At 44.2% G+C, this 13,624-nt stretch carries 11 protein-coding genes; 1 reads left to right on the top strand and 10 read right to left on the bottom strand.

Going from position 1 to position 13,624, the window contains the following annotated elements:
• Window positions 1-109: 109 nt before the first annotated feature.
• Together BN3282_RS03480 and BN3282_RS03475 are read right to left on the bottom strand one after the other, a co-directional pair.
• Window positions 110-409, bottom strand: a complete 300-nt coding sequence (locus tag BN3282_RS03480; protein WP_059066718.1) for a hypothetical protein — start codon at window positions 407-409, stop codon at window positions 110-112.
• A 596-nt stretch (window positions 410-1,005) separates the two neighbouring features.
• Window positions 1,006-1,602: a TetR/AcrR family transcriptional regulator gene (locus BN3282_RS03475; protein ID WP_059066717.1), complete on the bottom strand. Its 597-nt coding sequence runs from the start codon at window positions 1,600-1,602 to the stop codon at window positions 1,006-1,008.
• 201 nt (window positions 1,603-1,803) lie between these two features.
• Here BN3282_RS03475 and BN3282_RS03470 point away from each other — a divergent pair, with 201 nt between their 5' ends.
• Window positions 1,804-2,688 (top strand): DegV family protein, encoded by an 885-nt coding sequence (locus tag BN3282_RS03470; RefSeq protein ID WP_059066716.1) that lies wholly within the window; start codon window positions 1,804-1,806, stop codon window positions 2,686-2,688.
• 23 nt (window positions 2,689-2,711) lie between these two features.
• Here BN3282_RS03470 and BN3282_RS03465 read toward each other — a convergent pair whose 3' ends face one another.
• The 8 genes from BN3282_RS03465 to BN3282_RS03430 form a co-directional block, all read right to left on the bottom strand.
• A complete protein-coding gene (locus BN3282_RS03465) occupies window positions 2,712-3,434 on the bottom strand; it encodes a J domain-containing protein (RefSeq protein ID WP_059066715.1) in 723 nt (240 codons plus the stop codon).
• Window positions 3,435-3,464: 30 nt separating this feature from the next.
• Window positions 3,465-3,872 (bottom strand): zinc ribbon domain-containing protein, encoded by a 408-nt coding sequence (locus tag BN3282_RS03460; RefSeq protein WP_059066714.1) that lies wholly within the window; start codon window positions 3,870-3,872, stop codon window positions 3,465-3,467.
• 219 nt (window positions 3,873-4,091) lie between these two features.
• The gene (locus tag BN3282_RS03455; RefSeq protein ID WP_059066713.1) at window positions 4,092-6,743 is read right to left on the bottom strand and encodes an SbcC/MukB-like Walker B domain-containing protein; all 2,652 of its coding nucleotides are present in this window, start codon (window positions 6,741-6,743) and stop codon (window positions 4,092-4,094) included.
• A 1-nt stretch (window position 6,744) separates the two neighbouring features.
• Window positions 6,745-7,908, bottom strand: coding sequence for an exonuclease SbcCD subunit D (locus BN3282_RS03450; protein WP_059066712.1), 1,164 nt, complete (start codon window positions 7,906-7,908; stop codon window positions 6,745-6,747).
• Window positions 7,905-9,608 (bottom strand): ABC-ATPase domain-containing protein, encoded by a 1,704-nt coding sequence (locus tag BN3282_RS03445; protein WP_059066711.1) that lies wholly within the window; start codon window positions 9,606-9,608, stop codon window positions 7,905-7,907. The genes BN3282_RS03450 and BN3282_RS03445 overlap by 4 nt, the downstream gene beginning before the upstream one ends.
• A complete protein-coding gene (locus tag BN3282_RS03440; RefSeq protein ID WP_059066882.1) occupies window positions 9,571-10,482 on the bottom strand; it encodes a DMT family transporter in 912 nt (303 codons plus the stop codon). The genes BN3282_RS03445 and BN3282_RS03440 overlap by 38 nt, the downstream gene beginning before the upstream one ends.
• 199 nt (window positions 10,483-10,681) lie before the next feature.
• The gene (locus BN3282_RS03435) at window positions 10,682-11,911 is read right to left on the bottom strand and encodes a hypothetical protein (RefSeq protein WP_059066710.1); all 1,230 of its coding nucleotides are present in this window, start codon (window positions 11,909-11,911) and stop codon (window positions 10,682-10,684) included.
• Window positions 11,912-11,998: 87 nt separating this feature from the next.
• Window positions 11,999-13,417, bottom strand: a complete 1,419-nt coding sequence (locus BN3282_RS03430) for an aspartate ammonia-lyase (RefSeq protein WP_445299693.1) — start codon at window positions 13,415-13,417, stop codon at window positions 11,999-12,001.
• Window positions 13,418-13,624: the final 207 nt, after the last annotated feature.

The raw sequence follows: 13,624 nt of genomic DNA, 5'->3' as shown, positions 1-13,624 counted from the left end.
GTTGAGAAACTCCAACGTACTCAACTGGGTCTATCCGACCCCTATAAAAAGAACACCTATCATATGACAGGTGTTCCAACTGTATCAATTCCATATTCCCCCGATAGTATTACTTATCTAAATATTCATTAATATAGTTTATAAATCTCCCTCTAGGTCCTCTCCCAAGTAGCTTTTCATCATATATATTGCCGCCTCCGATTCTGCTTATTGTAAGTAATATCTTCTTAATCACCGTTGGAACCAACATGAAAATCACGTAAGCAAGTAATGCGTCAATATCATGTTGTTTTATGCTATCATATGCTCCGACTCCCAGGCAACAAATAACCCACACCGTCATATATGGACGGTATTTATACAAATATGAAAAAACTGCCATAAAAACTTTGCCCCACGCTTTTGCCATATCATAGCCTCCTTCTTACAGATTTATCATATCACAGTATATTTTATAATTCTATAAGAAAAACACCTTTTTGCTCTTCCTCAAATACAGTTCTTTTCATTCTATAATCATACATCTTCTTAAATTCTTTAAATAGATCTTCTCCATTTCCCAAAATACATATGAGCAATCTCCTTTTACATTATGTAAGCCGCCCCGGTACGCCAATACCAGAGCAGTTGTAGCACAATCCGGAACATTTATGCGCCGTTATTTTATGCCAAAGGAGTCACCTAAAACTGTTCGAGATATGAACGGACTGATCACAGCCGTAATGAACCGATATTGTCCAGAAACCAGGGTGCAGATTGCTTTGCCAAAGGAAACTGCGCACAAATATATGTGTCCCCATTAAAAATGAAGTAAAACATCTCAGAAATGATTCCATATTAAAAGAAGTATATCGTCACGCTCTCCCGGAAGTGCAGAAAAAAATGGAAAACAAGGCACTAAAATATTTTGAAAAAATGCAGCACAAAGTACAGGTTTTTTATACCTTATCGAGCGAATCAGCCTGCCTGTAAGGCAGGCATTACGGGATGGCAGATGGATATATCCTATCTTTCTTTTTTCTTTACGACCACATCCGATTTTAATATATCCGCCAAGAGCGCTCTTGCTTCCTTCTTGATCTTTGTAAGAGGCGTATTTGCTTTATGACACTCATTGATAAATCCTAAAATCCCAAAACAAACAAAACCCGCTATTTTTCTAGGAGAATATTTCAATTCCAGATTTACTTTCTGAATTCTGCTCGTATGAAGCTCCACTGTATCCAATACGATATTGTAAAACGCAAAGGCAAGATAAGGATTTCTGTCCGGATTGGTATGCTGAAAGAATTCAAATCGATCATAATAGATGGAAAGAATGCTATCCAGCACATTGATATAGCCTATCACCAGATCCCGGGTTGGATTATTCTCTTCCTGTCTGCGATGATAATCTTCTGTACCTATTTTTGTCATATCCGCAAAAATCTCATCTACCAACGCATATTTATCACTGTAATGGGAATAAAAGGTAATACGGCTTATATCTGCCCGCTTGCACAACTCCGTTATCGAAATCTGTTCAAACGGAACCTCCGCCAAAAGTTCTACCAATGTCTCTTTTAAATTCTTTTTCGTCTTTCTGATGCGCCTGTCTTCCATTGTTTTACATATTCTCCAATCTGTATAATTAGCTTACATATTCAAATTATTGTTTCTTGTTATTAAATATATATTTTGCTATAATTTTAACACCTGTTAAAATAACATTCAACCTGTAAGATAAGATTAAACAGATATAGAAATCAGGCTGTTTCTCATGTAACTTACAATAATAAGATTTTGATCAAAGGAAGGTTCATTATGTCAAAAATCGCCATTATGACTGACAGCAACAGCGGAATTATGCCAATGGAAGGGATAGAACAAGAAATCCACGTTCTTCCTATGCCTATTTTAGTTGATGGACAGACATATTATGAGGGCCAGGATATCACTCCGGCACAATTCTATCAAAAACTTTCTGAAGGGGTATCTGTGACAACCTCGCAGCCTTCTCCCGGGGAACTCTTACAGATGTGGGATCGTCTGTTAGAATCTTATGACGAGATCGTCTTTATCCCTATGTCAAGCGGGCTGTCAAACTCCTGCCAAACGGCTTCTGTCCTCTCTCAAGAAGAACCTTATAATGGGAAAGTACATGTTGTAGATAATCACAGAATTTCTATCACGCAGGAACAATCTGTATATGACGCCAAAAGTTTGGCTGAAAAAGGCGCGTCCGGCAAAGAGATCAAAACGCTTTTAGAAAAGGAAAGTCTGGATGCAAGTATCTATATCGCCGTTGACACTCTTGAATATTTAAAAAAAGGGGGACGTATTACACCTGCCGCTGCTGCAATAGGCACTGTTTTGAATTTAAAGCCTGTACTCACTATACAAGGAGACAAGCTGGACGCCTGCTCCAAAACAAGAGGCATGAAAGCTGCATTTAAAACAATGTGTAAAGCTGTACAAAAGGATTTAGATACACGCTTTGCAGACTTAAAAAAACACGGTCTGCTGCAGGCCGGAATTGCCACCACACTGATGGACAAAGAAAAACTCACCTATTTCAAAGAGGAAATGCAGCAGCACTTTCCTGATATGAAATTAAAAACCGCTCCTCTCACCATGAGTATCGGCTGCCATACCGGTCCCGGAGCTGTTGGAATCGGTATCTTCCGTACACATATTCCAGAAAAATAAAAAAAGCAGGCTTTGCCCTGCTTTTATATATATCCGCCATAGCCGTTCCCATAACCTCCGCAGCACATGCCGCCACCTCCGCAGCATAGATTGCAAAGAAGGTTTGCCATGCACAACTTCACACAGCAGCTGCTGTCAAAAGACCCGGGATATCCGTACATAGATTGTCTCTGCTGGTACCATGCTCCGCCGCCTTTCAGTCGGTCAAGCAGCATCTGATACTGCATATTTCCAGGTTCTAAACGCACAGCCTCCTGGGCGTGTTCTATCGCAGTCACATTATTGCCAATCCCGGAATTTGCCGACGCACTGTAAAAATACCAAAGTGCGTTCCTTTCTTTAATCCCATTTAGTACGTTTAAAGCTTCTTTATAATGCCCGCTCTTAATATAATTTGCAGCGGCCCGAAGATGCATATCTGCTTCACTCTCATTGGCCTGCTGCCCGGAGAACCCGCCTTGTCCGCCGTATCCGCCGAATCCTCCATAACTTCCGTATCCGCCAAAACCTCCATAACCGCCTGTTCCATAACCATTGTCTGCGGAAGAGTACCCACGCTCCCGCTCATCCATGATCTGCTGGTATGCCTGCTGTACTTCCTTAAATTTCGCTTCCGCCTCATCTTTTAACGGATTATGGATATTTGCATCCGGATGGTATTGCCGGCTCAGCCTGCGGTATGCCTTCTTCACTTCTTCATCAGAGGCATCCCTGGCTATGCCCAAAACACTATATGGATCTCTCATTTTTTCTCCCTCTCATCTCAAGTACACTTTTTAGCTGTTCTTAATAAATGTGGTATTACATTTCGGACAGCGTATCTCGATCTTTCCCTTTCCTTTTGGAATACGGATCTTCTGCTTACAATTCGGACACTTATAAATATGATATATTTTTCTCTGTTTCCATATATTCTTCTGTCCTCTGAAAAAATTACGAATCTTTGCCGTCTTCGCCAAAAACATCTGATTCTCCCCATAGCGTTTCGTGACATTTCTGGAGAATATCCGGAAATAGCAGTAGATCACCAATACCCATCCCAGAATATACAATACGCCGCCTGCCGCTCCGTCTGCAAAAACAGCGGACACAAATACAACAACAAGTCCTGCTATAAGCAGAAACCTAGAAAAAGAATCTACGCCATACCTTCCTTGCATAAACCGTATCAATTTTTCTTTCATTTTCATCCATCCTTAATTTCCGTATAAAATTTGCATTCGGTCTTCCCACTGTCCGCAAGCGCATATAACACATATACCTATGCTCTTTCAAACAGGGCAAAGCCTTGTGTCATGAAGAATATTTTCCTCTGTTTTTACCCTAATGTCAAGAAATGCTTTCTAAAATTTTATGAAATTTTTGTGTCGAAAATTCGTCCGCATTTTAGACTTTTCAGTCTGTCACACATTCCAAGAGGCATGGCTGCCTGTTTCATCTTTTCTTATTTCCAGCTTCCATTCGATCTGTTCTTTCAGTTCACTGACATGCGAAATGATTCCCACAACGCCTCTTTCGCCTGCCAGCTCTTTTAATATCTGCACGGCACGCCCTCTCGCTTCCTCATCCAGAGAACCAAATCCTTCATCCACAAACATAGTATCCAGTGTAACTGCCCCTGCTGTATGCTGTACAATATCCGCAAGTCCCAACGCCATCGCAAGTGCCGCAAGAAAAGATTCACCGCCGGAAAGAGATTTTACATCCCGTACCGCATCGTTTACCAAATGGTATACATCCAGATCCAATCCTGCTTCTCCCTGGCTTTTCAGATCTTTTAATTCCCGGCACTGAAGCAAAAATTCATTCCCCGTCATCTTCGCCAGACGCCTGTTCGCTGCCTGGATGATCTGCCGGAAAAACTGCCGCTGCACATATGTCTCAAAATCTAGTTTCGCACTTCCAAGAAGGGAACCATTTGCAGTACGGCTTAGATTTCCCAGCACTTCATATTCTTTTCTCAATGTCTGCAAAGATAGGAATAATGCTTTCAAGCGGACAAGCGCATTCTCATTTTTCTTTCGGCGTGCATATATATTTTTCATTTCTTTCTCCAGACGCTCGCCCGCATGCTCTGTTTCCCTAAGAGCCTCCTCCTGTTCTGTCACATCGACCCTTTCTTCGCCCTTTAATTGTTCTTCTAAAGTTTCAATTTTTGCCCTATAGGTCCTGACATCCATTTCATACTGCTGAACATGCTTGCTCTTTTCTTCCCAGGAAACAATCCATTTCTTTTCTTCTTCGTACGTTTTCCGGGATATATATTTCTGTCTCTCTAACTCTGCCTCATACGCACTTTCTTCTTCCGCCGCTCGTATCGTCAGCTCTTCTTTTAGCCTTATCTGCTCCTGTGTCTCTCCCTTTTTTTGCTCTCCCTGCCCTTTTAGCTGCTGCCAAGATTTCTCTGCCTGTTCTACAGCTTCCCGGCATCTTTTTTGTTCCTGCTTCAACTCTGTGAGACGGTTCTTGGTCGCTTCCTCGTCCTTTTCTTCTCCTAGCAGCGACTCTTCTGCTTCCAGACGGCTTTTCACTTCCTGAAATGCTTCATATATCTCCCGTCGTTTTTCCTCTGCCAGATCCCTTTCTTTTTTCGCCTGTTCCACTTGTTGCTGATCGGGCGCTTTCCCGAAAAGAACTGCCTTCTTAGGATGAGACAGGGAACCACATACAGGGCAAGGACTGCCTTCTTTTAACTGTGCCGCCAGCACGCCTGCCTGTTCTTTAAAAAACTGGCGATATACTCGATCATAATAGGCCGATTTTTCCTGGCATTTTTCCAAACAGTCTTCCATTTTATCTGCCTCTTGCCTGCATTGATCTTTTAGTTTCCTGATCCTTTCGTATCTAGGGAGAAGATCTGAAAGTCTTGCGATCTGTTCTGTCTGCTTTTTCTCCAGAGGATCGAACTGCCGACGCAGCCGCAGTGCTTCCTCACCCAGTTCCTGTTCTTCTTTTTTCCATCTTTTCAGCCAGATCGTATTCTCCCGGATTTTCTCTTCTAAATTCTGCAGCTGCCGTACATCTTTGTTCCAGATTTCTTCTTTTTCTTGTACCTTCTTCGCACGGGCGCCGCCTGCAGCCTGCTTTTTCCATTCTTCTATCTGCGCACTCTTTTCCTCCAGCTTAAGGAGCGCCTCTTTCTTGCCGGACAGCTGCGCAAACAATTGCTCTGTCTCCTTTTTCTTTTGCAGAAAAAGCTGCAGTTCTGTCCGTTTCTGCTGTATCTTTCCTGCCTCTTCTTTTTTTAGTTCTTCTTGCTTTTTATCCCATGTGCAGATTCTTTCCAGCAAATCAACTGCCGCCTGTTCATCCGGCAGTTTTTCTGCAAGAAGTACCTCCCATTTCTCCTGTATCTCAGATACCTCACTAATCTCCCGTCCTGTCTCGGAACAAGGAAATTCCACCTGCTCCATCTCTCTTTTGCAGTTTCTCTCTCCTTCTTCCAGAGCTGTAAATTTCTGTCTGGCCTGCTCTTTTAATTCCTCCTGCATCTTTCTGTATACAGTCGTCTGAAACAGGCGGGAGAAAATCTGCTTCCTCTCTTTTGATCCCGCATGAAGAAGCTTTAAGAAATCCCCCTGTGCGATCATCGCCGTCTGTGTAAACTGTTCCGCGTCCAGCCCTATGATCTCTTCTATTTTTTTGTCGATCTCCCTTTTTTTCCCCTGGAATTCTTCTCCTCCGGGCAAAAATAAAGCTACTTTCGCAGGCTCCTTTACAAGCCTGGACTGCCCGTCTGCCCGTTTTCTTTTGCCCGCACGGTAGTACTCCGGATTTCGGAGCACTGTATATTCCTGTCCTCTATAAGAAAAGACAAATTCCACATAGGTCGGCTCATTTTCCGACGCATACTGACTGCGCATCATCCCGCTCTCCCTGCTGCCTCCACTTGTCCTGTCATAAAGCGCATAGGTGATCCCGTCAAAAATCGTCGTCTTTCCTGCTCCGGTATCGCCTGCTATCAAAAATAATCCACCGGGGATCTGGGTAAAATCTATCGTCTCCTGCCCTGCATAAGAGCCAAATGCCGACAAGGTAAGTCTGACCGGCCGCATCTTATCTACCTCCTGCTGTTTCCGCTACTGTTTCTACTACTTTACGCTCTTCTTCAGATAATTCCCGTCCCTGCATTTCTCGGAAAAAATCTGCAAATACACATACGGGTGAACGCAAAATCACCTCTTCATTGTCAAATGCAAGCTTCTTTCTTATCCTGGCATTGTCAAGCCGTATCTCCAGAATGTGTGAAAACACTCTTTCCAACTGTTCTTTTGGTTTATACAGCTCTTTTTCATCCGTCAATGTAATGCTGACATAGTCTTCTATACAATCTTTTTCTTCTTTTTGCGCTGCTTCAAGAATCTCATCCAATTCTCCGCGGTATATGCGCACATCCCTTTTCGGATGTAATGGCAGCTTTTCTATCTTTACCGGCTGTCCTTTTTCTCCTAATTCCACCACATGGAGCGTCTTTTCATGTGACGCTTCACTAACCGAATACTTCAACAGTGTTCCGCAGTACCGGATATGTTCGTCTCCTACTGTCTGTGAACCATGAAGATGCCCCAACGCCACATAATCAAAGGCCTCGACAATATGGCTGTCCACATTGTCGATCCCTCCTACTGAAAAAACCTCCGAATCACAGGTTACAGACTCCTGTCCTTTTCTTGTATAAAACTGGTGGGACACAAGAACATTTCTCCTGGAAAAGTCAATATGCTCCCTCTCTATCATCGCAAACACCGCCTCACTGTAAGTAGACAGTTCTTTTTCCGCAAACAGCTCTCTGACATATCCCGGTTTTAAAAATGGAAGCAGATAAAAATCTACTTCCCCAAATCCATCTATCAGACTCACCTTTTCCATATGCTCCCCTGGCTGCGCGGGAACCTGGCCCGCAATATAAATCTGCTGGTCTGCGAGGATCCTGCGGGCATAGTCAAGCCTCTTTGCCGAATCATGATTCCCGGAGATCAGCAAGACCGGCACTTTGGGACGCAGCGCCGCCAGTTCCGTCAAAAATGTATCAAAGATGGACACTGCCTCCGCAGACGGCGCCGCCTTGTCATAAATATCTCCTGAGATCACGACCGCGTCCGGACAGAGTTTTCCTGCATACTCCACAACCTCATTTAAAATATGCGTCTGGTCTTCTTTCAGAGAATACCCGTGGAGTGTCTTCCCAATATGCAGATCTGACAAATGAAAAAATCTCATACTTTCAGCCCCCTGTATCTATTGAAACAGGCAAATATTTCCTGTGCTCTTGGCATGGCCATCCCTGTAATACTGGAGCTATTTCCACACAAGCCTGCCAATGCATCCTTTTGTATCTTTTTCTCCAATTCTGCTACTACTTCCCGCATAGTTCTTTTCCCATCAAACAGATATTTCTGTGCATACCGCATACAGTACCCCAGCGCTGTCACCTGTTCACTGTCGGTGATCTGCTCTACATATCTTAGATCGATCGACTCCCGGTTTATCTGCACTGCCTCTTTTCCCAGCGTTTTCATCTTAATCCTCTCCTGCCCCTTCCATGCAGTGTTCGCTTTCGGGCATCTGGAGAACACTGGTACTTTCGCCTTTTCTTCCGGCACACTTAAGACCGGAAACTGCTCCGCTTCTTTTTTTGCTCTCTGCGTAATATCTTTTGGAATATAACGTTCCATCTGCACAATAGAGTCCGCGATATGAAAATATGCGCCGGAACTGCCTGCTACGATGATCGTCGAAATACCATATTCACTGTACAATTCCCGGATTCTCTCTATAAATGGTGTGATTGGTTCCATGTCACGATGGATCACTCTCTGCATAAGCTCATCTCGGATCATAAAATTCGTAGCGCTTGTATCTTCATCGATCAATAAAAGACGGCTCCCTGCCTCCATTGCTTCTACTACATTGGCCGCCTGCGAAGTACTGCCGCTGGCATCTTCTGTACAGAATCCCACGGTATCTTTCCCATTAGGCAGATCATTGATAAACATAGAAATATCTGTTTTCTCTATACTTCTGCCATCCTCCGCCCGTATTTTCACAGCCGTGCTGTCGGTAATGACATACTCCCTTCCATCCCCTGCAATATGATCATACACTCCCAATTCAAGTGCTTTTAGAAGTGTAGATTTTCCATGGTAGCCGCCTCCTACGATAAGCGTGATCCCTTTTTTGATCCCCATTCCGATTATCGTTCCTTTGTGCGGCAGGTCAAAACTTACTTCCAGTTCTTTTGGAGACCGGAAAGCGATCCCATTCTTCATTGGTCTGTCAGAGACACCGGATTCCCTTGGCAGGATACTTCCATTGGCAATAAAAGCAATCAGCCCTCTTTTATCCAGCTGCTCTCGTATATACCGCTGATCCTCTGCCAGATCAGCAATTTCTTTAAGCCTGTCCTTGCGCAGATTCTTATAGTACAATGCTTTTTCTACGCAAACCGGAAGAAACTCGAACAAAATTTTGATCAATTCTCTTGCATTGATCGTTCTACCATTTGCGGGAAATCCAATCTCCATGCGTACAGTCACATCTCCTGCCGTTCCGTCTATTTGACAGCAAGTACGTTCCAATATCTCCTGCCCTGGACGGCTTACAGAGATAAGACCGCTTTTCCCGGAACCTTTCGCCTTAAACGCAAACTGTCCGACCTGCCTTCCAAACTGCCTGATCAATTCATCCTGCAGCGCGATCCTCTGCCAATCTTTTTCATACAGCGCCTTTGGAAATGCTGCCGTCCTTCCTTTCACAAACACACTGACCTTTGACGGCGACGCAAATGGATCTCCCTGTACATGATCAATAGACAATACATATCCCGGAAACTGGTATATCCCTTTTGTATCCTTATAAGCCGGATACCCTCTATGATCGATCTTATTTAATAGATTTCTTAAATCTGCCGCTGTCTGCATTTTTCTTTCTCCTTTCCGGCATCACTGTGATCAGGATACCCACACATATAACCAAACCGCCTGCAATAAAATTCCATGTCAACACTTCGTGCAGGATCAAAACTCCCAGCACCGCGGACGCCAGAGGCTGCATCGGATAAAACATAGAACAGGTGCTGGCATCCAAAAGCTGCAGGCCTTTATTCCAACAAGTATGCGCAACGGCCGTTCCAAATATCCCAAGATATATGCAGGCAAATGCCGCTTCCTTCGTAACCGTACTCTGAACAACGAACACGTTTTCCGCAGCAGCAGCCGGAATATTTAAGACCAGAGCAATGCACATGCCATATAATGCCGTCTGTACCGGATCATATTCCGATGAAATCTTACGTATAGCGATCGACGCCCCAGACCAGAACACCACAGAAAGCACAGAAAGTATCACACCCAACGTACTGATACTGCCGTCTCCTATTCCCAATATAATGTAAACGCCCACAAGGGAGATAAGAATACTTACTATATTCTTCTTCCGGATCTTTTCTTTTAATAAAATTGCTGCCAATATAGAAATCGTGATCGGATTCATTGCATTGATCAAAGAGGCGAGTGAACTGTTCAGCAAATTCGTACCTGCAAGCTGGCAGGCGATCGAGACAAAATATCCTACTGCCCCTACAACAAAAATATACTTCCAGTGTTCCTTCTTCACTGGTTTTCTACTGCCTTTTACTTTTAAAATAACGGCAAGACATATGACTGACACGAGATAGCGGCAAAGAGAAACCGTGATTGGTCCCATCTCTGCCAGGGCATATTTTGCTACTATGTAAATGCTTCCCCAACAAAAAAAGGTGATACATAAATATACATATCCTATTTTTCCTTTCATGTTAACTGTTTCCTTCTTTTTTCTCCATCCTGTTTCTTCATATCAGCGGCAGTCTCTTCTTCTGCGCCGATATGCTAAAGCTACTTTATCAATCATATACCTGTTTTTTTCTCTTTGCAAGTAAAAAACAGCTGCTCCAATCCAAACCGGGATCTTCCGGCCAGAAAGAAAACAGCTGTTTTCAGACTTCTTACTTTTTCTATAGAAACATAGCCATGACACTCACAAAAATGATCGATAATCCGTTGGATATCAGCATTGTACCAATCCCCAGAAGCGGCGCCGTCCGGCTCTTGATATATCCCGCCTCCGCTTCTGTCCTCGCCGCGCGCGCCGCCTGTTCTGTCAACAGCGCATTGACCGGAAAACCCATCATACAGTTCATAGTCAGGAGGATCCCCTGCTCCGGACGAAAATGAAAGACTCTTGCCCCCAATAAGCCGCAGAGAAGCAACATCAAGGAAGATATGAAAAACACCAGCAAAAGAGGCGGAAGAAACGCCAAAAGTTCCGACAGAGAATATCCCGCAAGTGTATTGGCCATCAATCCCATCAGACCAAGCAATAGAAGACCGTAAGAATCCGATTTGAACAAAGGCGCTTTATCTATAATTCCCAGACTGCCGAGGAGCAGTCCCAATAACAGCGCCGTCACATTTGGATTCAAATGCAGACCCGAGAGTACCGTCTGGTGCAAGAGATTATTGACAACCGTAACCGCCATGATGATCGCCAGATAGTATGCCGTATTTTTGTATTTTCGCGGTATGCTGTCACAGAAAAGCTTTCTTTGGCGTTTTTCTTGTAAGGGCACTTGTTTTGCGTCAGGTACTTTTTTCCCGGCAGCACTTCCCTCTTGTGCTGCTATACTGTCAGCTGCCCTATATTCCAAAAGCAGCGCCTTCGTTTCCCGTTTGAGTGCCCAGGTCACCACCGGCACGGAAAAAATGCCCTGCAGCATAAAAATAAGCCAGGGAAATACGGACAAGGCAGGCGCCTTTTCCAGAACCAGTCTGGAAGCAATAGCGCAGGAAGCGCCGCCTCCGATCACAGACCCCGGAGCTGCAAGCGCAAACTCCTTTCCCAATACAGGCATAAGCACGACTCCAGACACCAAAACCATCACAAGCGCCGACGTCACGCACACAGCTGTCTCTTTCTTCCGCGCGGCAAGCATTTTCAGATCCACCATTGTCCCAGAATGTACGACCAGCACATTGTAAGCGATCGTTCCTACCGCAATCATATTTGCCGACAAGAGCATATCCCTTGGAAGTATGCCAGTTTCAAACCCCGTCATAAACAAGCTCCCATATATAAGGGGCATGGGAAGCAGAGATCTCGTCTTGCCCGCCACAGCAAAAGCCACAAACACGATCAAAAGAAATACAAGAAAACTTTTATCAAACGTCCATGTATAGTCTGCCATAAAAAACCACCGTCCCTTCTGTTTCTACTGTTAAGTATAAAGGAACGGTGACTTTTTTACTGTCATTCGTCTGACACAACGTCTATTCTATTTCTTTTTCAGCAAGAGCTCCCTTCCGGAAATACCGGGCTCCGTCATATTCTTCACATCCAATATGTCATTTAGCTCTGCTTCACTTAAAATCCCGTCTTTTAGCGTCAGTTCTCGGATGGAAATACCGGTCTTAAGCGCTTCCTTTGCTAAAGACGCCGCCTTTGCATATCCTATGTGCGGAGAAAGCGCAGTCACGATCCCCACACTGTTCTCTACCAGCTGTTTGCAGCGTTCTTTATTCGCAGTAATGCCTGACACACAATTATCTACGAATGTTTCCACTGCATAGGCAAGTGTGTCGATAGACTGGAACAGGCAATAGAACGTGATCGGTTCAAAAGCATTGAGTTCTAACTGTCCGGCTTCCGCAGCCATCGTGATGGTCATGTCGTTTCCAATGATATTAAAAGCAACCTGGTTGACAACCTCAGGGATGACCGGATTAACTTTCCCCGGCATGATCGAAGATCCATTTTGTTTGGCCGGAAGATTGATCTCCCCGAATCCACAGCGTGGTCCGGAGGACATCAGACGGAAATCATTGGCTATTTTGGAAAGCGTTACCGCACACGCTTTTACTGCACCTGACACAGACACAAAAGGATCCAGATTCTGTGTCGCGTCGATCAGATCGTATGCCTGTACCAGATCCATCCCTGTGATCTCGGCAAGATTTGGTACGATCCTGCGCAGGTATTTTTCGTCTGCATTGATCCCTGTTCCGATCGCCGTTCCTCCCATATTCAATGTCTTCATCTCTTCCTGGGCTATCTCCATACGATTGATATCTCTGCGGATAGCAGCAGAATATGCCTTAAATTCCTGCCCTAAACGGATCGGCACTGCATCCTGCATCTGTGTCCGTCCCATCTTTATGATTCCGTCAAATTCTTCTGCCTTTTCGCAAAAAGCCTTATAAAGACGTTCTAATTCCTTTTTTGCGTTTTTCAGCAGCTTCAAAGATGTGATCTTTCCTGCTGTGGGAATAACATCATTCGTAGACTGCCCACAGTTTACATGATCATTTGGATGAACGATCGAATAATCGCCTTTCTCTCCGCCAAGCAGCTCGATCGCCCGATTTGCGATCACTTCGTTTGCATTCATATTGATCGATGTTCCCGCGCCTCCCTGGATAGGATCAACAATAAATTCATCATGTAATTTTCCTTCTATGATCTCATCGCACGCCTTCACGATCGCGTCAGCGATCTTTTTCTCCAGCAGCCCCACTTCACAGTTTGTGATCGCCGCCGCCTTTTTGATCTGCGCCAGGCTATTAATGATCTCCGGATGCATGGACAGTCCCGTGATCCTGAAATTCTCCGCCGCCCGCAGGGACTGCACCCCATAATATACATCTTCCGGTATTTCCTTTGTACCTATTGAATCCTTCTCTGTACGCCATTCCATTCCATTTTCTATCTTCTTTTCGACCATAACCTATCCTCTCCTGATTTTTCCCGGAATTACTGCCGGAATTGGTAATTTATTCTTTTCCTTACAGCCACATTATAGAACAGTCTATCTTTATAATCAATTACATATATTTATATAAATATTATAATCATATATTTATACAGCTGTATTTCTACATATTTAAAGGGATATCGGCTGATC

It is taken from the genome of Mediterraneibacter massiliensis (assembly GCF_001487105.1).
Lineage (GTDB): Bacteria > Bacillota > Clostridia > Lachnospirales > Lachnospiraceae > Mediterraneibacter > Mediterraneibacter massiliensis.
This window is presented reverse-complemented; position numbering and strand designations above follow the sequence as displayed.

What these genes read in the sequence shown, in the direction of transcription:
- BN3282_RS03480 (WP_059066718.1), bottom strand. Translation starts at nt 409, where the DNA reads ATGGCAAAAGCGTGGGGCAAAGTTTTTATGGCAGTTTTTTCATATTTG.
- BN3282_RS03475 (WP_059066717.1), bottom strand. Translation starts at nt 1,602, where the DNA reads ATGGAAGACAGGCGCATCAGAAAGACGAAAAAGAATTTAAAAGAGACA.
- BN3282_RS03470 (WP_059066716.1), top strand. Translation starts at nt 1,804, where the DNA reads ATGTCAAAAATCGCCATTATGACTGACAGCAACAGCGGAATTATGCCA.
- BN3282_RS03465 (WP_059066715.1), bottom strand. Translation starts at nt 3,434, where the DNA reads ATGAGAGATCCATATAGTGTTTTGGGCATAGCCAGGGATGCCTCTGAT.
- BN3282_RS03460 (WP_059066714.1), bottom strand. Translation starts at nt 3,872, where the DNA reads ATGAAAGAAAAATTGATACGGTTTATGCAAGGAAGGTATGGCGTAGAT.
- BN3282_RS03455 (WP_059066713.1), bottom strand. Translation starts at nt 6,743, where the DNA reads ATGCGGCCGGTCAGACTTACCTTGTCGGCATTTGGCTCTTATGCAGGG.
- BN3282_RS03450 (WP_059066712.1), bottom strand. Translation starts at nt 7,908, where the DNA reads ATGAGATTTTTTCATTTGTCAGATCTGCATATTGGGAAGACACTCCAC.
- BN3282_RS03445 (WP_059066711.1), bottom strand. Translation starts at nt 9,608, where the DNA reads ATGCAGACAGCGGCAGATTTAAGAAATCTATTAAATAAGATCGATCAT.
- BN3282_RS03440 (WP_059066882.1), bottom strand. Translation starts at nt 10,482, where the DNA reads ATGAAAGGAAAAATAGGATATGTATATTTATGTATCACCTTTTTTTGT.
- BN3282_RS03435 (WP_059066710.1), bottom strand. Translation starts at nt 11,911, where the DNA reads ATGGCAGACTATACATGGACGTTTGATAAAAGTTTTCTTGTATTTCTT.
- BN3282_RS03430 (WP_445299693.1), bottom strand. Translation starts at nt 13,417, where the DNA reads ATGGAATGGCGTACAGAGAAGGATTCAATAGGTACAAAGGAAATACCG.